This window comes from Variovorax sp. KBS0712 (assembly GCF_006323185.2).
Lineage (GTDB): Bacteria > Pseudomonadota > Gammaproteobacteria > Burkholderiales > Burkholderiaceae_C > Variovorax > Variovorax boronicumulans.
Map to the genome: position 1 here is coordinate 1,104,210 of NZ_VCCD02000002.1, position 19,915 is coordinate 1,124,124.

The following is a 19,915-nucleotide window of genomic DNA, read 5'->3' on the forward strand; positions in this document are numbered from 1 at the left end:
TTTCACACACCCTCCGGAGACACCCATGAAGCTCACGCATGCGCCATTGGCGCGGATCGCCCTTGCCTCTTTGTTTGCCATCGCCGGCACCGCGGTGCAGGCTCAGCAGCCGACCTACAAGATCGCCTACATCGATCCGCTTTCGGGGCCCTTTGCCAACGTGGGCGAGCTGATGCTGATGCACACGCAGTACGCCATCGAGGACATCAACGCCAAGGGCGGCGTGCTCGGCGGCATGAAGCTGCAACTGCTGCAGTTCGACAGCAAGCTCTCGGCGCAGGAAAGCCAGAGCGCGCTGCAGGCGGCGATCGACCAGGGCGCCAAGGCGATCGTCACGGGCGGCTCGGGCTCGTCGGTGGTGACGGCGCTGGTGCTGGCGGTGGCGCGCTGGAACCAGCGCAACCCGGGCAAGGAACTGATCGTGCTGAACCACTCCTCGATCGACCCCGAGATGACCGGCAAGGGCTGCAGCTTCTGGCACTTCCAGACCGAGGCCAACACGGCGATGAAGATGAAGGCGCTGGCCAACTACATCAAGAAGACGCCGGACGTGAAGAAGGTCTACCTGCTGAACCAGGACTATGCCCACGGCAAGCAGTGGGCCAGCTACGGCCGCCAGCTGGTGGGCCTGGCGCGCCCCGACATCCAGTTCGTCGGCGAGACGCTGCACCCCATCGGCCGCGTGAAGGACTTCGCGCCCTACATCGCCAACATCAAGCAAAGCGGCGCCGACTCGGTCATCACCGGCAACTGGGGCCAGGACATGACGCTGCTGCAGAAGGCCGCGGGCGACGCGGGCTACAACCTGCGCTACTTCAACCACAGCGCGGGCTCGGTGCCGGGCACTGTCACCGCCGTGTCGCAGGCCAAGACGGGGCAGCTCACCTGGGTGGCCGAATGGCACCCGGGCCAGGCCGACACGCCGAAGGTCGACGCGCTGGCCAAGGCCTACAAGGCCAAGACCGGCAAGGACTTCCTCGCACCGCGCATCGACCTGACGCCGCGCCTGCTGGCCGCCGCCATCGCCAAGGCCGGCAGCGCCGACACGGTGAAGGTGGCGCGCGCCCTCGAAGACCTGAGCTTCGATTCGGTGGTGGGCCCGGTGCGCATGCGCGGCGAAGACCACCAGCTGCTGCTGCCGCAGGTGGTGAACACCATCGCGCCGGTGGACGGCAAGGCGGTGAAGACAGGCTGGGAAGGCACCAACTACGGCTTCCGCACCGATGCGGTCTATACCGGGAACGAGCTGGCGCAGGGCACCGACTGCAAGATGGTCCGACCCTGACTGAGTTCTTTCGGGGGACCTGCCCGGGCCACTGTGAATGGCGATCACGCTGACGGCGTGATCGCCCCCTGCGCCGTGCAATTGTTTCCTAGGGAAACCCCGTCCTGCCCACCCCCTGTGCCATCGGGATACTCCGGATTCGCATCCCGGACATCCGAAGCGGGTCCATACCGAAGGCACAACAAGGTACACCATGGCAGGAAAGAACTCGCTCCATCCGATCCCCCATCCGGCGAAGAAACCCTTCGTCGGCAATCTGCTGTCCATCGGCTCCGACTCGCCGGTGCTCGACATGTGGAAGATCGCGCAGGACCTCGGCGGCATCTACTGGCTCGACATGCCGGGCATGCCGGTGATCGTGGTGTCGTCGCCCGCGCTGGTCGACGAGCTGTGCGAAGAGCCGCGCTTCGACAAGAGCACGCGCGGCGCACTGCGCCGGCTGCGCGCCGCGTCGCACGGCCTCTTCACGTCGGACACGCACGAAGAGACCTGGTCGAAGCCGCACAACATCCTGCTGGCCAACTTCAGCCAGCGCGCGATGCAGGCCTACCACCCGATGATGCTGGACATCGCGGGCCAGCTGGTCACCAAGTGGGAGCGCCTCAATTTCGACGAAGAGGTGGACGTGGTGCGCGACATGACGGCGCTCACGCTGGACACCATCGGCCTGTGCGGCTTCGGCTACCGCTTCAACTCGTTCTACCGCGAGGGCTTCCATCCTTTCGTCGATGCGATGGTGCGCACGCTGGAGACGGTGCAGAACCGGCGCGGCATTCCGCTCGAGGAGCTGATGCTCAAGAAGGAGCTGGCACAGCAGCGCAAGGACATCCGCTACATGCACAAGATGGTGGAAGACATCATCGAGGAGCGACGCGCCAGCGGTGCCGACATCGCCACCAAGCCCGACCTGCTGAGCTACATGATCGCGGGCGTGGACAAGAAGAGCGGCGAGAAGCTCACCGACAAGATGATCCGCGACGAGTGCATCGAATTCCTCATCGCGGGCCACGAGACCACCAGCGGCCTGCTGTCGTTCGCCATCTACTTCCTGCTGAACAACCCCGAGGCGATGGCCAAGGCGCAGGCCGAGGTCGACAGCGTGTTCGGCGGCGACACCACGCAAAAGCCCACCTACGCGCAGGTCAACCGACTGCAGTACGTGATGCAGGTGCTGAAGGAATCGCTGCGCCTGTACCCGACCGCGCCCGCGATCTCGATGCGCGCGAAGGAAGACACCAAGATCGGCGGCCAGTACACGATCAAGAAGAACAACATGGTCATCATGCATGCGCTGGCGCTGCACCGTGACAAGGGCATCTGGGGCGAGGACGCCGACCAGTTCAACCCCGACCACTTCAGCCGCGAGGCCGAACGCGAGCGGCCCGTGAACGCCTTCAAGCCCTTCGGCAACGGCCAGCGCGCCTGCATCGGGCGGCAGTTCGCCCTGCAGGAAGCGGTGCTCACGCTGGGCATGATCCTGCAGCGCTTCAACCTCGTCGATCACACGGGCTACAAGCTCAAGATCAAGGAAGCGCTGACGATCAAGCCCGAGAACTTCAAGATCAAGGCGCTGCTGCGCGACCCGGCCTCGCGCCCGCGCGGCAACGCGGAGGCGGCGGCCGCGCCCGCCACGCCGACGAAGCCCGCCGCGCGCAAGCCGCAGGCGGCGCGCCACGGCACCTCGCTGCTGGTGCTGCAGGGCTCCAACCTCGGCACCGCCGAAGACCTGGCGCGCCAGCTGGCCGAGGCCGGCGAGCTGCGCGGCTTCTCGACCCAGCTGGCCTCGCTCGACGACTATGCCGAGCGGCTGCCGGCCAACGGCGCGGTGGCGATCGTCTGCGCCTCGTACAACGGCGTGGCGCCCGACAACGCGGCGGAGTTCCACCGCTGGCTCGACAAGGCCGACGATTCGCTCAACGGCGTGCGCTTCAGCGTCTTCGGCTGCGGCAACACCGACTGGGCCGCCACCTACCAGGCGGTGCCGCGCCGCATCGACGAACGGCTGGAAGCATTGGGCGCCGACCGCGTGCACGAGCGCGGCGAAGGCGATGCGCGCGAGGACATGGACGGCGCCTTCCAGGACTGGAGCGACGCGCTGTGGCCCGCGCTGGTGAAGACCTTCGACATCAAGAACGGTGCCGACACGCCGGCCGAGGCCGAGCCGCTGTACACGCTCGAAGAGCTGCCGCCGCCGCAGAAGAACGCGCTGGTCGATGCGCTGGGCGCCGTGCCGCTGCGCGTGATCGAGAACCGCGAGCTGCAAAGCGCCGGCGCCAACGGCGAGGCCGGACGCTCCACGCGCCACGTCGAGCTGATGCTGCCCGAGGGCGCGAACTACGTGCCCGGCGACCACCTGAGCGTGGTGCCGCGCAACAGCCCCGCGCAGGTCGAGCGCGCGATGGCGCGCTTCGGCTTCGACCGCTCGGCGCACGTGCGGCTGTCGGCGGTGCCGGGCCGCAAGGCGGCGCTGCCGGTGGACCAGGTCATTGCGGTCGATCGCCTGCTGGGCGACTACGTCGAGCTGCAGGACGTGGCCACGCGCAAGCAGATCGCCACGCTCGCCGCGCACACCGAGTGCCCCTTCACCAAGCCGAAGCTGCAGGCGCTGTCGGGCAGCGACGAGGCCTCGCAGGCCGCGTACAAGGCCGAGGTACTGCACAAGCGCAAGTCGCTGCTGGAGCTGCTCGAAGAGCACCGCGCCTGCCAGGTGCCGTTCGCGGTGTTCCTGGAAATGCTGTCGCCGCTGTCGCCGCGCTACTACTCGATCTCCTCGTCGCCGACGATGACGCCGGGGCGCTGCAGCGTGACGGTGGGCGTGGTGAGCGCGCCCGCGATGTCGGGCAACGGCACCTTCGAGGGCGTGTGCTCCAACTTCCTGGCGCGCGCCGAGGCCGGTGACACGGTGCACGGCGTGATCCGCGAGACCACGGCCGAAGGCTTCCGCCTGCCGGAGGACGCCAACCGGCCGCTCATCATGATCGGCCCGGGCACCGGCCTGGCGCCGTTCCGCGGTTTCCTGCAGGCGCGCGCCGCGCAGGTCGAACGCGGCGACGCGCTGGGCGAGGCGATGCTGTTCTTCGGCTGCCGCCACCCCGAGCAGGACTTCATCTACGCCGAAGAGCTGCAGGCCTGGTCGCACCGCGGCCTGATGAAACTGCACACGGCCTTCTCGCGCGCCGGCGACCGCAAGGTCTACGTGCAGGACCTGATCCGCGAACAGGGCGCTGCCGTGTGGAAGCTGCTCGAAGCCGGCGCCGTGGTGTACGTGTGCGGCGACGGCTCGCGCATGGAACCCGACGTGCGACGCACGCTCAGCGACCTCGCGCGCGAGCACGGACAGGACAGCGCGGCGTGGATGGACAGGATGATTGCCGAGCAGCGCTATGTGCTCGACGTGTGGGCCGGGGCCTGAAGAACCAAGTCTGGAGCCCCAAAGCAAAAGACCGGCATTCGCCGGTCTTTTTTCATGGGGAGTGTTCGCCTCGGATCAGATGTTGCGATCCGGGTCCGGGTACACCAGCGGCCCGAGCATGCCGCGGTTGAACGGCTTCCATTCGCCCTCGGGCTGCGCCAGCCGGTCGGCCACCGCATAGAGCACGGCCGGGTGCGCGCCGAGCCCCAGGTGGCTCGCGACCACCTCGATGTTCTCGGACTGCGGGCCGGTCTTCTCGAGGCTGCAGCGCCATGCGACGACACCGTCGGTGCGGCTGAAGATCGAGGTCGTGGGCACGGGCGGCGTGGGTTCGACGAACTTCATGCGGCGCGGGTCGTGCGAGCTCTGGCCGCTCACGCCTTCGTACACGCGCCAGGCGTTGGTGGCGCGCGGGCTGCCCGAGAACGGGCTGCCGAGCGTGATCACGTTGCGGATGAGGTCCTTCTGCGCCGAGGCCAAGAGCCGCGCGTAGACGCCGCCCAGGCTCCAGCCGATCACGCTGACCTTCTGGCCGCTTTTGTCGGCCAGGGTCTTGAGCAGGTCGACCATGCCGTCCTCGACACCGGCGCGCGGGCCCAGGTTGCGGCCCTGGCCCCAGCCGTGCGCGTCGTAGCCGCGGCTGCACAGGTAGCGGCGCAGCAGCAGCGTAGACACGTCGCTGGCCACCAGGCCCGGCAGCACGAGCACGGGGTGCCCGTCGCCGCGCGGCGCGAGCTGCAGCAGCGGCCACATGGCGAGGCCGGCGCCGGTTTCCCAGAGGGCGCGCGCTTCGGCCAGCAAGAGCAGGCGCGACGGCGGTGCGATGGGTTCGTGGGTGGCGGTGGTCATGATGGCGGCTTCCTTTCTGTTTCTTTCTTCTGTAGGACGACGATGGGGGTGCGAAGTTGCATTCCCCGTCGGACGACGACTTCATTTATCCGAGGTATTTGCCCCTCAGGTAATCAAGATAAGCCCTCGATTCGCTGGAAACATACGGAGAAACCAGCGTGAGTGTGTAGAAAGCCGCCAAACCGGGGTCGGCCTGCGCCAGCGCGTCGCGCCCCGGCACCAGCCGCTCGAACGAGAGCCAGCAGGTGGTGGTGAAGACCATCTGCAGCGCCAGGATGCGCGCCTGCTCGGCGCTGGTCTCGATCACGCCCGAAGCCACCAGCCCTTCGCACAGCGTCTGGGCCGCCAGCAGGTTCTGCGCGGTCATGGCCTGGGCGCGTTGCCCCAGGGCCGGGTACTCGCTGGCCAGGAAGGCCATGTCGCGGTAGATGAAGCGGTATTCGTCGATGGCCTCGAAGCGCAGATGCAGCGCCAGCCACAGGTCGTCGATGGCGGTGATGGAGGCCGACGAGCCGTTGAGCACCTCGAGCCGCTGCTCGAAGCGCCGGAACAGCCATTCGACGATCAGCTGCTTGGCCTTGAAGTGGTAGTGCAGGTTGCCCGGGCTCATGCCGAGCTCGGCCGCGATCTTGTGCGTGGACACGGCCGGAAGACCTTCCGCGTTGAACAGCGCAAGGCTGGTCTGCAGGATGCGATCGCGCGTGGTGTTGGAGCTGGCCACAAGCGGCGTGTTGCGTGCGTTGCGTGCCGCTCAGCGCTTGCCGCCGGAGCCGCCTGAACTGGACGGTTTCTCGAGTCTGGCGAGGCGTTCGCGCAACTGCGCCACCTCGTCGCGCAGGGCCTGCACCTCGTCGGCGCTGGGCATGCCCAGGCGTTGCAGGGCGGTGGCGACACGCTGGTCGAACACGTCCTCGAACTTGCGGATGCCGAAGGTGTCCAGGCTGGGGAAGCCGCGCGTCAGCGCCGCCTTGGCACCAACTGCGTCGGCCTTGCCGTGCCCGATGCCCAGCAGGCCTTCGATCACGTTGGCCTGGCGCTTGGCGACGTCGTTGCGCACGTTGTCCAGCGCCTTGAGGCCGGCACGCAGCAGCGCTTCGGCCTTGTTGGTGCCAGCCGCAGCAGTGTCTGCAGGCGGTGCTTTCGCAGCCGGCGCCGCCTTGCGGGGCGCGGCCTTCTTCTTGGCCACCGGAGCCTTCTTCGCAGGCGCCGCCCTCTTCTTCAACTTTGCAGTGTCATCGGGACGGGTCGCCATGCGGTGGTGCTCCAGGGGCGGTAGAAATGAAAAGGGCGCGGTCAGCGCCCCGGGATCAGGCCGCCTTGCGGGCAGCGCGGCGAACCGGCTTCTTGGCCGCAGCGACCTTGGCCTTCACGGTGCGCACGGGGGCGGCTTCTTCGGTGCCGCTCACACGGGCCTCGATCTGCTTGGTGCCGGCAACGATGCGGTCAGCGATCTGCACCGACACGGTGGCGAAGGGCTGGTTCACGGCCGACAGGGCGTTCAGCACGGTGGTGGCAGCGGGCGATTCGATCTGGGCGACGCGGTTGGCGACGGTTTCGATGCCGCTGGTGGTGCCGGCGGCGACGCGGTCCATCACGTTCACGATGCGGCTGGTGTCGATGTCCAGGCGGTTGGCCAGGAAGCCGTGCACCTTCTCTTGCGCACCGATCAGGTTGGCCTTGATCTGTTCGCTCACCAGCGGGATCTGGCGGTTGCCCAGGAACTCGCTGTAGCGCGAAGCGGCACCGCCCAGCAGGCGTTGCACGCCGGTGCGGTAGGCACCGACCAGGGTCTTGCCGGCGTCGTTGTACTGGCCGACGACGTGGATGGCGGCGGAAGCGATGTTGGTTTGCGTGGACATGTGAGATTTCCTTGAAGTTGAGTGGCTCGCGGGGAATCGCGATGGGCCAATCATCTTCCGCAGGGCCTAGGCCTGGAAAACTAGAACGGTCGGAAAACTAGTCCAACTGCCCCAATTTTTTGCCCAGGCCGGGCCGGCCCTGTCGATCATGCCGCAGCGGCGCGCGGCGATGCGGCGGCCTTGCGGGCCGCGGGCCGGGGTGCGGCCTTCTTCGCCGCAGCCTTCTTCGCAGGGGCTTTCTTCGCTGCCGCCTTGACCGGCGTGGCCTTGGCAGGGGCCTTCTGCGCCGTCTTCTTGGCGGCGACGGCCTTCACCGGCGCCTTCTTGCGCGCGGCCGGCTTGCGGGCCGGCGCAGCGGCCTGGGCCTCTTCGTCCGCTTCCGGCGCGGGGGCCGCCACGGGCTTGGGCGGTGTGGCCGGCGCGCCGGAGACGGCCGGGTGCTTCTGCGCCAGCTCCATCAGCAGCTTGTGCTCGGCCAGCAGGTAGTCGCCGATCTCGGTGATGTCGGGCACGGCACGGCGGCAGGCGATCAGGCCGTAGTCCATGCGACCGTTGTAGCTTTGCACGGTGACGTTGAGCGCGGTGCCGTGGCTGGCGATCGACACCGGGTAGTAGCAGGTGACCAGCGCCCCCGCGAAGTACATCGGGAACGGCGCGCCCGCCACGTTCGAGACGGCCACGTTGGCCGCCGGCGGCAGCAGGTTGACGATGCCCGAGCGCCCCACCATCGACGCGATGCCCGACACCAGCCAGGGCGCGGCGAAGGTCGGGAAGTCGTCCAGGATCACGGCCTTGAAACGGTTCATCGTCGACTTCGAGGAGTTCGACGAGGCGTTGATCGCCTTCAGCCGCTGCAGCGGATCGGTGATGTCGGTGGCCAGGCTCACGAGGATCATGCTGGCCTGGTTGTTGGCCGTCTGGTCGCCGGCCTCGCGCAGGCTCACAGGCACGCCGGCCACCAGCGGCTTGGCCGGCAGCTCGTTGTTGTCGGCCAGGTAGTGGCGCAACGCGCCGGCCACGGTGGCCAGCACCACGTCGTTGAGCGACACGCCGAAGTGCTTGGCGATGTACTTGGTCTCGGCCAGCGAGATGGTGCGCCCGGCGAAGGTGCGCTGGTTGGTGATCGACACATTCAGCGAGGTGCGCGGCGCGAAGAGGTTGAACTTCTTCGGCGCGGTGGCGGCCGCCTTGTCGGCCGCCTTCTCGTCGGGCTGTGCCAGGCCGCCGATGGCGCGCGCGATGGCCGGCGCCATCTTGAACAGCTTCACGTACTGCTGCGCCGTGTTGCGCAGCGCCGCCGTGGCGAGCTCGGCCATGCCCAGCTGGTAGCCGTTGCTGCGCGGGCGCGCACGCGGTGGCTTGATCACGCGGCCGGTGGCCTCGAGGTCGAAGATGGCCTTGCCCAGCTCGACGCCGGCCTGCCCGTCGATGCCCGCGTGGTGCACCTTGGTGTACAGCGCCACCTGGCCGCTCTTGAGGCCGTCGATGATGAAGAACTCCCACATCGGACGGCTGCGGTCCATCAGCGTGGAGTGCAGCCGCGCCACGTACTGCTGCAGCTGGCGGTTGGTGCCGGGCTTGGGCAGCGTGATGTGGCGCACGTGGTAGTCGAGGTCGATGTCGTCGTCCTCGACCCACACCGGATTGGTCATGTCGAAGGGCATCAGCGCGAGCTTGCGCGTGAACACGTCGGCCAGGTGGATGCGGCTGGCCATGAAGGCCTTGGCGTCTTCGTAGAAGTCGCCCTTGTAGCCCTTGGGCAGGTCCAGCACGTTGAGCGAACCCACGTGCATCGGCATCTCGGGGGTTTCCAGGTGCAGGAAGGTGGCATCAAGACCGCTCAGGTGTTTCATGTGTGGTTCTCCTCGTTGGGGCATGCGCCGTCCGGCAGGATACCGTGGGCATCGCGTTCGTGGGCCTTCGCTTCTTCAGTGTTTCCACCGGGGGAAGGCACGCCCGGGACAGGGGTTTGCCCCAAGGATGGCCGGGGCGCGCGTCCACATGTAATGAAAAAATCGACGCGCCTCGCAGGCCGCAACAACTGCTCACAGGCCGCCGCATTCACGGGGGCTTCGTACACTGTGCCGCATGACCTCTGCGCACAACGAAGACCCCCATCTCTGGCTCGAAGACATCGACGGCGAAGCCGCTCTGGACTGGGCTCGCCAGCAGAATGCACGCGCCGTTCACACCTATGCGCAGTCGCCGGCCTTCCAGTCGATCGAGCAGGGCCTGCTCGAGGTGCTCGACTCGGACGCGCGCATTCCGATGGTCAGCAAGATCGGTGCGCTGTACTACAACTTCTGGCGCGACAAGGCGCACCCCAAGGGCCTGTGGCGCCGCACCACGCTCGACCAGTACCGCACGCCCGAGCCCGCGTGGGAGACCGTGCTCGACCTCGACGCGCTGGCCGCGCAGGACGGCGAGAACTGGGTCTGGCACGGCGCCGACTGCCTGGAGCCCGCGTACGAGCGTTGCCTGATCTCGCTGTCGCGCGGCGGCGCCGATGCCGACGTGGTGCGCGAGTTCGACCTGGTGAACCTGGCGTTCGTCGAAGGCGGCTTCGCGCTGCCCGAGGCGAAGAACCACGTCACCTGGAAAGACATCGATCACCTGTACGTGGGCACCGATTTCGGCCCCGGCTCCATGACCAGCTCGAGCTACCCACGCCTGGTGAAGGAGTGGCGACGCGGCACGCCGCTGGCCGAAGCCGTCACCGTGTACGAAGGTGCGCACGAAGACATGTCGGTGAGCGCCTGGAGCGACCACACGCCCGGCTTCGAGCGCGACTTCGTCTCGCGCCAGATCGACTTCTACGACAGCGAGACCTGGCTGCGCGCGCCCGACGGCACGCTGGCCAAGATCGACGTGCCCGACGACGCCAACACCGGCGTCACGCGCGAGTGGCTGCTGATCGAGCCGCGCGAAGACTGGACCGTGGCCGGCCGCACCTACACCGCCGGCTCGCTGCTGGCCGCGCGCTTCGACGACTACATGGCCGGCGCGCGCGAGCTCACGTTGCTGTTCGAGCCCGACGACACCACTGCGCTCGACGACTACTCGTGGACGCGCCACCACCTCATCCTCAACGTGATGCACGACGTGGTGAACCGGCTCGAGGTGCTCACGCCGCCGGCGGACGGCCTGGGCGACTGGGCCCGCGACAGCCTGGGCGGCGCGCCCGCGCTCTCGTGCGTGGCGGCCGGCGGCATCGACGAGACCGAGAACGACGACTACTTCCTGACCGTGAGCGGCTTCCTGCAGCCGACCACGCTGTACATCGGCACCCTCGGCCAGGGCGAGCCCCAGGCGCTGAAGCACAGCCCCGGCTTCTTCGACGCCTCGCGCTTTCGCGTGAGCCAGCATTTCGCGACCTCGGCGGACGGCACGCGCGTGCCCTACTTCGAGATCGCCGCGAAAGACCTCGTGGCCGACGGCACGAACCCCACGCTGCAGTACGCCTACGGCGGCTTCGAGATCTCGCTGGAGCCGAGCTACAGCGGCGGCATCGGCCGCGCCTGGCTCGAACGCGGCGGCGTGTACGTGGTGGCGAACATCCGCGGCGGCGGCGAGTACGGCCCGCGCTGGCACCAGGCCGCGCTGCAGGAAAACCGCCTGCGCACCTGCGAAGACTTCGCGGCCGTGTCGCAGGACCTGTTCGCGCGCGGCATCACCTCGCCGGCGCACCTGGGCGCCATGGGCGGCAGCAACGGCGGCCTGCTCATGGGCAACATGCTCACGCTGTACCCGCAGCTGTACGGCGCCATCGTGAGCGAGGTGGCGCTGCTCGACATGAAGCGCTACACGCAGCTGTCGGCCGGCGCCTCGTGGATCGCGGAGTACGGCGACCCGGAACTGCCCGACGAGTGGGAATTCATCCAGACCTTCTCGCCCTACGAGAACGCCAAGGCCGGCACGCCCTACCCGCCCGCCCTTTTCACCACCTCCACGCGCGACGACCGCGTGGGGCCCGTGCATGCGCGCAAGATGCACGCGAAGCTGCTCGCGCAAGGGCACGACAGCAGCTTCTACGAGAACATGGAAGGCGGCCACAGCGCCGCCGCGGACAACAAGGCGTCCGCCTTCATGGATGCGCTCGGCTACGCCTACCTCTGGCACCACATCGGGAGACCGACATGAACAGCAGCAGCACCGGGACCACCACCCTCGAACTGATCGGCGCGCCGACCGACATCGGCGCCAGCGTGCGCGGCGCGGGCATGGGCCCCGACGCGCTGCGCGTGGCCGGCCTGGCCGAGGCGCTGGCGGGCCAGGGCTTCACGGTGCTCGACCGTGGCAACCTCGCGGGCCCGGCCACGCCGTGGGCACCGCCGGCCAACGGGCTGCGCCACCTCCCCGAGGTGATCGCGTGGAACCGCTCGGTCTACGCCGCCGTCGACACCGCGCTGGGCGCCGGCCACGTGCCCGTGATGCTGGGCGGCGACCACTGCCTGGCGATCGGCTCCATCAGCGCCGTGGCCTGGCATGCGCGAAAACGCGGCAAGAAGCTGCGCGTGCTGTGGCTCGACGCGCACTCCGACGTCAACACCGAGACCACGAGCCTCAGCGGCAACCTGCACGGCATGCCGGTGTCGTGCCTGCTGGGCCACGGGCCGGCGGACCTCACGGGCTGGAGCGGCGAGCCCGCGGCGCTGGCGCATGACGCCATCCGCTTCATCGGCATCCGCAGCGTCGATGCCGACGAGAAAGAGGCGATCCGCACGCTGGGCCTGCACGTGTTCGACATGCGCCACATCGACGAGAACGGCATGCGCACCACCATGACCGAGGCGCTTCAAGATGTGGACGAAGACACCCACCTGCACGTGAGCTTCGACCTCGATTGCCTCGACCCGGCCGACGCGCCCGGCGTGGGCACGGGCGTGCGCGGCGGGCCGACCTACCGCGAGATGCAGCTGTGCATGGAAATGATCGCCGACACCGGCCGGCTCGGCTCGGTCGACGTGGTGGAACTCAACCCCGCGCTCGACGTGCGCAACCAGACGGCCGAGGTGGCGGTGGAGCTGATCGAGAGCCTGTTCGGCAAGTCGACGCTGGTGCGCTGACTGCCGAGCTTGTTCAGCCGCGGTTGGGCGACGGCGATACCGGGAAGGTGGTGGCCGCGGGGCGCGTGGCGGGCTTCGGCGCGTCCTCAGCATCGGCCGGCATGTCGGGGCCGCCGCCCTGCAGGAAGCGCTCGACCAGCGTGAAGAAGCGGTCGTAGAAACGTTCGTCGGTGAGCGTCTGGCTCGCCACCTTGACCATGGCCTCGTTGCTGCCGCCGAAGGGCAGCGAGAGCGAGCCGATGGCGCCCACGCCCAGGCTGGCCGAGTTGCTGCCCTTCTTCAGGCCGTAGCGGTCCTGCAATGCGGTCGCGAAGGCCACGGTGCTGCGGCCGGCCGAGGCGCTGCCGGCGCCCCCTTCGCGCGCGCAGACCACGCGGAACTCGACCTCGACGTGCGTCTCGGCCGCGGGCTGGAAGCTCTTGCGCGCGGTCACCAGGTCGGCGTTGGCGGCCGTCACCATGTAGCCCTGGCTCAACAGCGCGCGGCGCGCCGCCTCGCAGGTCTGGGCCTCGCTGGCGGCGTAGTTGCGCGTGTGGGTGGTGGTCGAGTCGAAGTCTTCGGGCTCGTAGGCTTGGCCCGTGCCGAAGCTGCCGCAGCCGGCCAGCAACAGGGCCGACAGCAGGCCCGGGAACAGAAACGCCGGCACGCGGGCCGGCGAAGAGAAGAAAGCAGCAGAAGAGGTGGGGGGCATGGCAGGGCGGGAAGGACACCGGATGCTAACCAACCGGCGGCTTCGCTTCGAGCCCCCGGCAGGCCGGGGGTTCCCGAAAGGCCCTGAAAGCCCGAGAGATCGCGTCAGGGGTACAGACCGCGTTCCTGGCGCGCCATCAGGATGCGCTCGCAGGCCACCGCGTAGGTGGCGGTGCGCAGCGGGATCTTGTGCTTGTCGGCCGTGTCCCAGATCTGGTTGAGCGCGTTCATCATGATGCGGTCGAGGCGCACGTTGATCTCGTCCTCGTCCCAGAAGAAGGACGAGAAGTCCTGCACCCATTCGAAGTACGAGACCGTCACGCCGCCGGCGTTGCAGATCACGTCGGGCACGACCAGCACGCCGCGCTCGGCCAGGATGTCGTCGGCCTCGGGCACCGTCGGGCCGTTGGCGCCTTCGAGCACCAGCTTGGCGGTGGTCTTCTTGGCGCGCTCGGCCGTGAGCTGGCCTTCGAGGGCGGCCGGAATGAGGATGTCGCAGGCCACGTCCCAGAAGTCTTCGTTCGGCACGATGTCGCCGCCGGCCTTGAAGCCGACCACGCCGTCGGTGCGCGAGATGGGCACCAGCTGGGTCAGATCGAGGCCGTTGGTGTTCACGATGGTGCCGGTGTGGTCCTGCACCGCGACGATCTTGGCGCCTGCCTCGACGAACAGTTCGGCCGCGACCGAGCCCACGTTGCCGAAGCCCTGCACCGCGATGCGCGCGCCGCGCAGGTCCATGCCCAGGCGGCGTGCCGCTTCACGGCCGGTGACGAACACGCCGCGGCCGGTGGCCTTCACGCGGCCCAGCGAGCCACCCAGGTGCAGCGGCTTGCCGGTGACCACGCCGGTGGCGGTGCCGCCGACGTTCATGGAGTAGGTGTCCATCATCCACGCCATGATCTGCGCGTTGGTGTTCACGTCGGGTGCGGGGATGTCGGTGTGCGGGCCGATGATGATGCCGATCTCGCTGGTGTAGCGGCGCGTGACCTTCTCCAGCTCTTGCAGCGACAGCTTCTTCGGGTCGACGCGGATGCCGCCCTTGGCACCGCCGTACGGCAGGTTGACGGCGGCGGTCTTGATGGTCATCCAGGCCGACAGCGCCATCACTTCTTCGAGCGTGACGTCGGGGTGGAAGCGCACGCCGCCCTTGCCCGGGCCGCGGCTCATGTTGTGCTGCACGCGGTAGCCCTCGAAGTGGGCGATGGTGCCGTTGTCCATCTCGATCGGCACGTCGACGATCAGCGCGCGCTTGGGGCGCTTGAGGGTTTCGACCCAGCGCGCCAGCGGGCCGAGGTACGGCACGACGCGATCGACCTGCGACAGGTAGGTGCCCCAGGGGCTGTTGGCCGTCGGATTGACGAAGGAGAGTTTCTCGTTCATGGAAGATTCCCTTGGTTGGAATGGATGGGCGCAACGATATTCCGACTGAGGGCCGCGCGCCATGGCTTATGCATGCCGCGATGGCGGTTATGCAAGAGAAGTTGGAAGGCCCCTTGCGGTCCCTCTCGGCGCGGCCCGATGCAGGTGGATACGCACATGACAAAACCGTCATCCAGACGTTATCGGTCGCGTGGATGCGCTTCGTACAGTCGTTCTCACCAACCAAGCAACCACCTCAAGGAGTGAACGAACATGAAGCTGTCTGCCACCACCCGCCTTCTGAACACCGCCGCCGTCGCCGCCCTGCTGGGCCTGGCCGCCGCGCCGAGCTTTGCCGGCAACTACGCCGAAGGCGACCCGCGTCCCGCGCCCTTCGCGTCGTCGACGACGCGCGCCGCCGTGACGGCCGATGCCCAGCAGTGGCTGAAGACCGCGCCCACCCAGGGCTACAACGAGAACATGGGCCAGGAGCCGGTCGCGGTGTCGGCCAACAGCCGCGCCGCCGTGGCCGCCGACACGCAGCTGTGGATCCGCTCGGGCCTGGCCGCCCAGCAGTCGGGCGAAGCCGGCGCCGACACGTCGCGCCCAGGCTACCGCGAAGCCCAGGCTGCGTACACCAAGCTGCGCGAAGGCCCGGCCTACGGCGCGCTGGTCGACCAGCTCTCGGGCCGCCAGGCTGCCGCACCCGGCGCGACCACGGTGCGTTGAATGTGGTGACCCACGGCTTTCGGTAGTTCAAATGACTGCGAAAGGGTAGTCCAACGGCATTTCCTTGGTTCTATCTCCTATGGCCGTGGCAAATAGGCCGCATTTCTTGCAGTCGATCGATGTGTGCGCCGGATAATCCTCGAATGCTTGATCTGGACCGCATCGATCTGCGCCTGCTGAAGATCCTTCAGGAAGACGGCCGCATCACCAACCTCAAGCTGGCGGAGGCGGTCGCGCTGTCCCCCACCGCCGTGCTGGCGCGCGTGCAGCGCCTCACGCGCGACGGCTTCATCCTGGGCTACGAGGCCCGCCTCGACCCCTACAAGCTGGGTCGCGGCTTCACCGTGTTCGTCGAGGTGCTGCTCGACCGCACCACCGCCAACGTGTTCGACCAGTTCAAGGCCGCCGTGCAGGTGCGCGACGAGATCATGGAATGCCACATGGTCGCCGGCGGCTTCGACTACCTCCTCAAGACCCGCATGGCCGACATGGCCGCCTATCGCGAGTTCGCCGGCACCGTGCTGTGGCAGCTGCCCGGGGTGCGCGAGACGCGCACGTACGCGGTGATGGAAGAGGTGAAGAGCAGCGCGCGCTTGCCGCTGGGGGTCTGAGCCGACCCTAGGCGGGCTTGCGTCCCCGCCCGCCGAAGATCGCCGTGCCGACCCGCACCATCGTGCTGCCGGCACTGACCGCCGCCTCGAGGTCCCCGCTCATGCCCAGCGACAGCGTGTCCAGCGCGATGCCCGCCGCGCGGATCGATTCGAACAGCGCGTGCGCGCGCAGGCACAGTTCGCGCTGCGCCGCGAAATCGGGCGCGGGTTCGGGGATCGCCATGAGCCCGCGCAGCGTCAGTTGTGGCAAGGCCGCCACAGCGCGCGCGAGCGCCAAGGCTTCTTCCGGCGGCACGCCGGACTTGTTCACGCCGCCGTCCACGTTGACCTGCAGGCACACCTGCAGCGGCGGCAGATGGGCCGGGCGCTGGGCCGACAGGCGCTCGGCGATCTTCAGGCGGTCGATGCTGTGGACCCAGTCGAACTGCTCGGCCACGGGCCGCGTCTTGTTGCTCTGCAGAGGGCCGATGCAGTGCCATTCGAGTCCCGCGCGCAGGTCGGCCAGCGCGGCAATCTTGTCCAGCCCCTCCTGCACGTAGTTCTCGCCGAAGGCCGTCTGGCCGGCCGCGTGCGCCTCGCGCACCGTCTCCGGCCCGAAGGTCTTGGACACCGCCAGCAGGCGCACCGCCGACGGGTCGCGCCCGGCCTGCGCACAGGCCCGGTCGATCCGGGCCCTTACTTGCTGGAGATCGTCGCCAATCATCGTCATAATCTTCCGAATTCGTATCAAAACGTCACTAAAGCCTGCCTGAGGAGCCCCGTGGACATCACCCAACTGCTGGCGTTCAGCGTCAAGAACAAAGCCTCCGACCTTCATCTGTCGGCCGGCCTGCCGCCGATGATCCGCGTGAACGGCGACGTGCGCCGCATCAACGTCGATGCACTGGACCACAAGGCCGTGCACGCCATGGTGTACGACATCATGAGCGACACTCACCGCAAGCACTACGAAGAGTTCCTGGAGGTCGACTTCTCGTTCGAGATCGACGGCCTCGCGCGCTTTCGCGTCAACGCCTTCAACCAGGCACGCGGCGCGGCCGCGGTGTTCCGGACCATTCCCTCGAAGATCCTCACGCTCGAGCAGCTCAACGCGCCGAAGATTTTCGGCGAACTCGCGCTCAAGCCGCGCGGCCTCGTGCTGGTGACGGGCCCCACGGGCTCGGGCAAGTCGACCACGCTGGCGGCGATGGTGAACTACCTCAACGAGAACGAGTACGGCCACATCCTCACGGTGGAAGACCCGATCGAGTTCGTGCACGAATCCAAGAAGTGCCTGATCAACCAGCGCGAAGTGGGGCCGATGACGCTGTCGTTCGCCAACGCACTGCGCTCCGCCCTGCGCGAAGACCCCGACGCCATCCTGGTGGGCGAATTGCGCGACCTCGAAACCATTCGCCTCGCGATGACCGCGGCCGAAACCGGCCACCTGGTGTTCGGCACGCTGCACACCTCGTCGGCCGCCAAGACCATCGACCGGATCATCGACGTGTTCCCGGGCGAGGAAAAAGAAATGATCCGCGCGATGCTGTCCGAATCGCTGCAAGCCGTGATCTCGCAGACGCTGTGCAAGACCAAGGACGGCCAGGGCCGCGTGGCGGCGCACGAGATCATGCTGGGCACGCCGGCCATCCGCAACCTGATCCGCGAAGCCAAGGTCGCGCAGATGTACTCCACCATCCAGACCGGCCAGGGCTCGGGCATGCAGACGCTCGACCAGAACCTGACAGAGCTGGTGCGCCGCAATACGATCTCTGCCGCCGAAGCGCGCGGCAAGGCCAAGATCCCAGAAAACTTCCCCGGCTAGTCATGAGGCCCCCCGGCTTTTCACTTCGCTTCGCTACGTGTAACTCCACCCCCCAAGGGGGAGGCGCGGCCGCCTTGGGGCGGCCCGGCGGTCGGCCGCAGACAGGTTCAAATTAAACAAGGAGCGCTCTTCATGGAACGCGATCAAGCCAGCCAGTTCATCAACGACCTGCTCAAGCTCATGGTGAGCCGCAACGGCAGCGACCTGTTCATCACCGCCGACTTTCCGCCGGCCATCAAGGTCGACGGCAAGGTCACCAAGGTGTCGCAGCAGGCGCTGGGCGCGCAGCACACGCTGGCGCTCACGCGCTCGATCATGAACGACCGCCAGACGGCCGAGTTCGAGCGCACCAAGGAGTGCAACTTCGCGATCTCGCCGACGGGCATCGGGCGCTTTCGCGTCAACGCGTTCGTGCAGCAGGGCAAGGTCGGCATGGTGCTGCGGACCATTCCCGCCAAGCTGCCGACCATCGACGGGCTGGGCATGCCGCAGGTGCTCAAGGACGTGGCGATGACCAAGCGCGGCCTGACCATCCTGGTGGGCGCCACGGGCTCGGGCAAGTCGACCACGCTGGCCGCGATGATCGACTGGCGCAACGAGAACTCCTACGGCCACATCGTCACGGTGGAAGACCCGGTCGAGTTCGTGCACCCGCACAAGAACTGCGTGGTGACGCAGCGCGAAGTGGGCATCGACACCGACAGCTGGGAAGCGGCGCTGAAGAACACGCTGCGCCAGGCGCCCGACGTGATCCTCATGGGCGAAATCCGCGACCGCGAAACCATGGAGCACGCCGTGGCCTTCGCCGAAACCGGCCACCTGTGCATGGCCACGCTGCACGCCAACAGCGCCAACCAGGCGCTGGACCGCATCATCAACTTCTTCCCCGAAGAGCGCCGCGCGCAACTCCTGATGGACCTGTCGCTGAACCTGCGCTCGCTGGTGTCGCAGCGGCTGGTGCCTACCGAGGACGGCCAGGGCCGTGTGGCGGCGGTCGAGATCCTGCTGAACACGCCGCTGATCTCCGACCTGATCTTCAAGGGCGAGGTGGGCGAGATCAAGGAGATCATGAAGAAGAGCCGCAACCTGGGCATGCAGACCTTCGACCAGGCGCTGTTCGACCTGTTCGAGGGCAACGCGATCAACTTCGAAGAAGCGATCCGCAACGCCGACTCGGCCAACGACCTGCGCCTGCAGATCAAGCTCAACAGCCAGCGCGCGCGCAGCACCGACCTGGCGGCCGGCACCGAGCACTTCGCGATCGTCTGAAGCCGCCCCGCCGGTGCGTCCCTGGGGCGCGCCGGCTTTCTTTCTTTGGCTTTAAGCTGTCGGCCATGAGCAGCATCAACCCCCGCACCTACGAATCCGTTCCCGCCCAGACGGTGGCCTTCCTCGGCCTCGGCGTCATGGGCGGGCCCATGGCCGGGCACCTGGCCAAGGCCGGCCACGCGGTCACGGTCTACAACCGCACGCCCGCCAAGTCGCAGGCGTGGGTCGCCGAGTTCGGCGCGCCCGGCCGCCACGCCCCCACCCCGCGCGAAGCGGCGGCCGGCGCCGACATCGTGTTCTGCTGCGTCGGCAACGACGACGACCTGCGCTCGGTGGTGCTGGGCGACGACGGCGCCCTGGCCGGCATGAAGCCCGGCGCCGTGCTCGTGGACCACACCACGGCCTCGGCCGACGTGGCGCGCGAGCTGTCGAAGGCGGCGCAGGCGCGCGGCCTGCACTTCATCGACGCGCCCGTGTCGGGCGGCCAGGCGGGCGCGCAGAACGGCGCGCTCACCGTGATGTGCGGCGGCGACGCGGCGGTGTTCGAGCGCATCCGGCCGGTGGCCATGGCCTTCGCGCGCGCCGTCACGCTGCTGGGCGACAGCGGCGCGGGCCAGCTCGCCAAGATGGTGAACCAGATCGCGATCGCGGGGCTGGTGCAGGGCCTGTCGGAAGCCATCGCCTTCGGCCAGCGCGCCGGCCTGGACATGGAGGCCGTGCTCGGCGTCATCGGCAAGGGCGCGGCCCAGAGCTGGCAGATGGACAACCGCGGCAAGACCATGATCGAGGGCAAGTTCGACTTCGGCTTTGCCGTCGACTGGATGCGCAAGGACCTGGGCCTGGTGCTCGACGAAGCCAAGCGCAACGGCGCGCGCGTGCCGGTGACGGCGCTGGTCGACCAGTTCTATGCCGACGTGCAGCAGGCCGGCGGCAGGCGATGGGACACCTCGAGCCTCATCATTCGGCTCAAATGAAAAAAGCC

The 19,915-nt window shown here is 68.0% G+C and carries 17 protein-coding genes; 9 read left to right on the forward strand and 8 right to left on the reverse strand.

Annotated elements, in window-relative coordinates; translation table 11 throughout:
- Positions 1-25: 25 nt before the first annotated feature.
- Together FFI97_RS22040 and FFI97_RS22045 are read left to right on the forward strand one after the other, a co-directional pair.
- On the forward strand, positions 26-1,285 hold the full coding sequence (locus tag FFI97_RS22040) for a branched-chain amino acid ABC transporter substrate-binding protein (protein ID WP_139701315.1): 1,260 nt from the start codon (positions 26-28) through the stop codon (positions 1,283-1,285).
- 193 nt (positions 1,286-1,478) lie between these two features.
- Positions 1,479-4,697, forward strand: a complete 3,219-nt coding sequence (locus FFI97_RS22045) for a bifunctional cytochrome P450/NADPH--P450 reductase (protein WP_139701314.1) — start codon at positions 1,479-1,481, stop codon at positions 4,695-4,697.
- 75 nt (positions 4,698-4,772) lie between these two features.
- Here FFI97_RS22045 and FFI97_RS22050 read toward each other — a convergent pair whose 3' ends face one another.
- The 5 genes from FFI97_RS22050 to FFI97_RS22070 form a co-directional block, all read right to left on the reverse strand.
- Positions 4,773-5,546: an esterase/lipase family protein gene (locus FFI97_RS22050; RefSeq protein ID WP_139701313.1), complete on the reverse strand. Its 774-nt coding sequence runs from the start codon at positions 5,544-5,546 to the stop codon at positions 4,773-4,775.
- A gap of 85 nt (positions 5,547-5,631) precedes the next feature.
- On the reverse strand, positions 5,632-6,267 hold the full coding sequence (locus tag FFI97_RS22055) for a TetR/AcrR family transcriptional regulator (protein ID WP_062478422.1): 636 nt from the start codon (positions 6,265-6,267) through the stop codon (positions 5,632-5,634).
- 30 nt (positions 6,268-6,297) lie between these two features.
- Positions 6,298-6,732, reverse strand: a complete 435-nt coding sequence (locus FFI97_RS22060) for a phasin family protein (protein ID WP_260685105.1) — start codon at positions 6,730-6,732, stop codon at positions 6,298-6,300.
- 121 nt (positions 6,733-6,853) lie between these two features.
- The gene (locus FFI97_RS22065) at positions 6,854-7,405 is read right to left on the reverse strand and encodes a hypothetical protein (protein ID WP_095950081.1); all 552 of its coding nucleotides are present in this window, start codon (positions 7,403-7,405) and stop codon (positions 6,854-6,856) included.
- A 146-nt stretch (positions 7,406-7,551) separates the two neighbouring features.
- Positions 7,552-9,258 (reverse strand): WS/DGAT/MGAT family O-acyltransferase, encoded by a 1,707-nt coding sequence (locus FFI97_RS22070; protein ID WP_139701311.1) that lies wholly within the window; start codon positions 9,256-9,258, stop codon positions 7,552-7,554.
- A gap of 235 nt (positions 9,259-9,493) precedes the next feature.
- On the opposite strand from FFI97_RS22070, the gene FFI97_RS22075 reads away from it, so the two are divergent.
- Both FFI97_RS22075 and rocF read left to right on the forward strand, forming a co-directional pair.
- Positions 9,494-11,545 carry a prolyl oligopeptidase family serine peptidase gene (locus tag FFI97_RS22075; RefSeq protein ID WP_139701310.1) on the forward strand — a complete coding sequence of 684 codons (2,052 nt, stop codon included), beginning with the start codon at positions 9,494-9,496 and terminating at the stop codon, positions 11,543-11,545.
- On the forward strand, positions 11,542-12,471 hold the full coding sequence (gene rocF, locus FFI97_RS22080) for an arginase (RefSeq protein WP_139701309.1): 930 nt from the start codon (positions 11,542-11,544) through the stop codon (positions 12,469-12,471). Before FFI97_RS22075 ends, rocF begins: the two co-directional genes overlap by 4 nt.
- A 13-nt stretch (positions 12,472-12,484) precedes the next feature.
- On the opposite strand, the gene FFI97_RS22085 is transcribed toward rocF, so the two are convergent.
- On the reverse strand, positions 12,485-13,162 hold the full coding sequence (locus tag FFI97_RS22085) for a DUF2242 domain-containing protein (RefSeq protein WP_139701308.1): 678 nt from the start codon (positions 13,160-13,162) through the stop codon (positions 12,485-12,487).
- 104 nt (positions 13,163-13,266) lie between these two features.
- A complete protein-coding gene (locus FFI97_RS22090; protein ID WP_062478443.1) occupies positions 13,267-14,541 on the reverse strand; it encodes a Glu/Leu/Phe/Val family dehydrogenase in 1,275 nt (424 codons plus the stop codon).
- Positions 14,542-14,793: 252 nt separating this feature from the next.
- Here FFI97_RS22090 and FFI97_RS22095 point away from each other — a divergent pair, with 252 nt between their 5' ends.
- Complete coding sequence (locus tag FFI97_RS22095) at positions 14,794-15,249, forward strand: hypothetical protein (protein ID WP_139701307.1); 456 nt, start codon at positions 14,794-14,796, stop codon at positions 15,247-15,249.
- A 143-nt stretch (positions 15,250-15,392) separates the two neighbouring features.
- On the forward strand, positions 15,393-15,860 hold the full coding sequence (locus tag FFI97_RS22100) for an Lrp/AsnC ligand binding domain-containing protein (protein WP_062478450.1): 468 nt from the start codon (positions 15,393-15,395) through the stop codon (positions 15,858-15,860).
- A 7-nt stretch (positions 15,861-15,867) separates the two neighbouring features.
- On the opposite strand, the gene FFI97_RS22105 is transcribed toward FFI97_RS22100, so the two are convergent.
- The gene (locus FFI97_RS22105) at positions 15,868-16,569 is read right to left on the reverse strand and encodes a YggS family pyridoxal phosphate-dependent enzyme (RefSeq protein WP_139701306.1); all 702 of its coding nucleotides are present in this window, start codon (positions 16,567-16,569) and stop codon (positions 15,868-15,870) included.
- A gap of 51 nt (positions 16,570-16,620) precedes the next feature.
- Between FFI97_RS22105 and FFI97_RS22110 the strand changes: the two genes are divergently transcribed.
- From FFI97_RS22110 to FFI97_RS22120, 3 genes are all read left to right on the forward strand, one after another.
- Entirely contained in the window at positions 16,621-17,664 is a 1,044-nt protein-coding gene (locus FFI97_RS22110) for a type IV pilus twitching motility protein PilT (RefSeq protein ID WP_062482334.1), read from the forward strand.
- A gap of 132 nt (positions 17,665-17,796) precedes the next feature.
- A complete protein-coding gene (locus FFI97_RS22115; RefSeq protein ID WP_062482331.1) occupies positions 17,797-18,933 on the forward strand; it encodes a PilT/PilU family type 4a pilus ATPase in 1,137 nt (378 codons plus the stop codon).
- A gap of 65 nt (positions 18,934-18,998) precedes the next feature.
- Positions 18,999-19,907 (forward strand): NAD(P)-dependent oxidoreductase, encoded by a 909-nt coding sequence (locus FFI97_RS22120; protein ID WP_062482328.1) that lies wholly within the window; start codon positions 18,999-19,001, stop codon positions 19,905-19,907.
- Positions 19,908-19,915 lie beyond the last annotated feature (8 nt).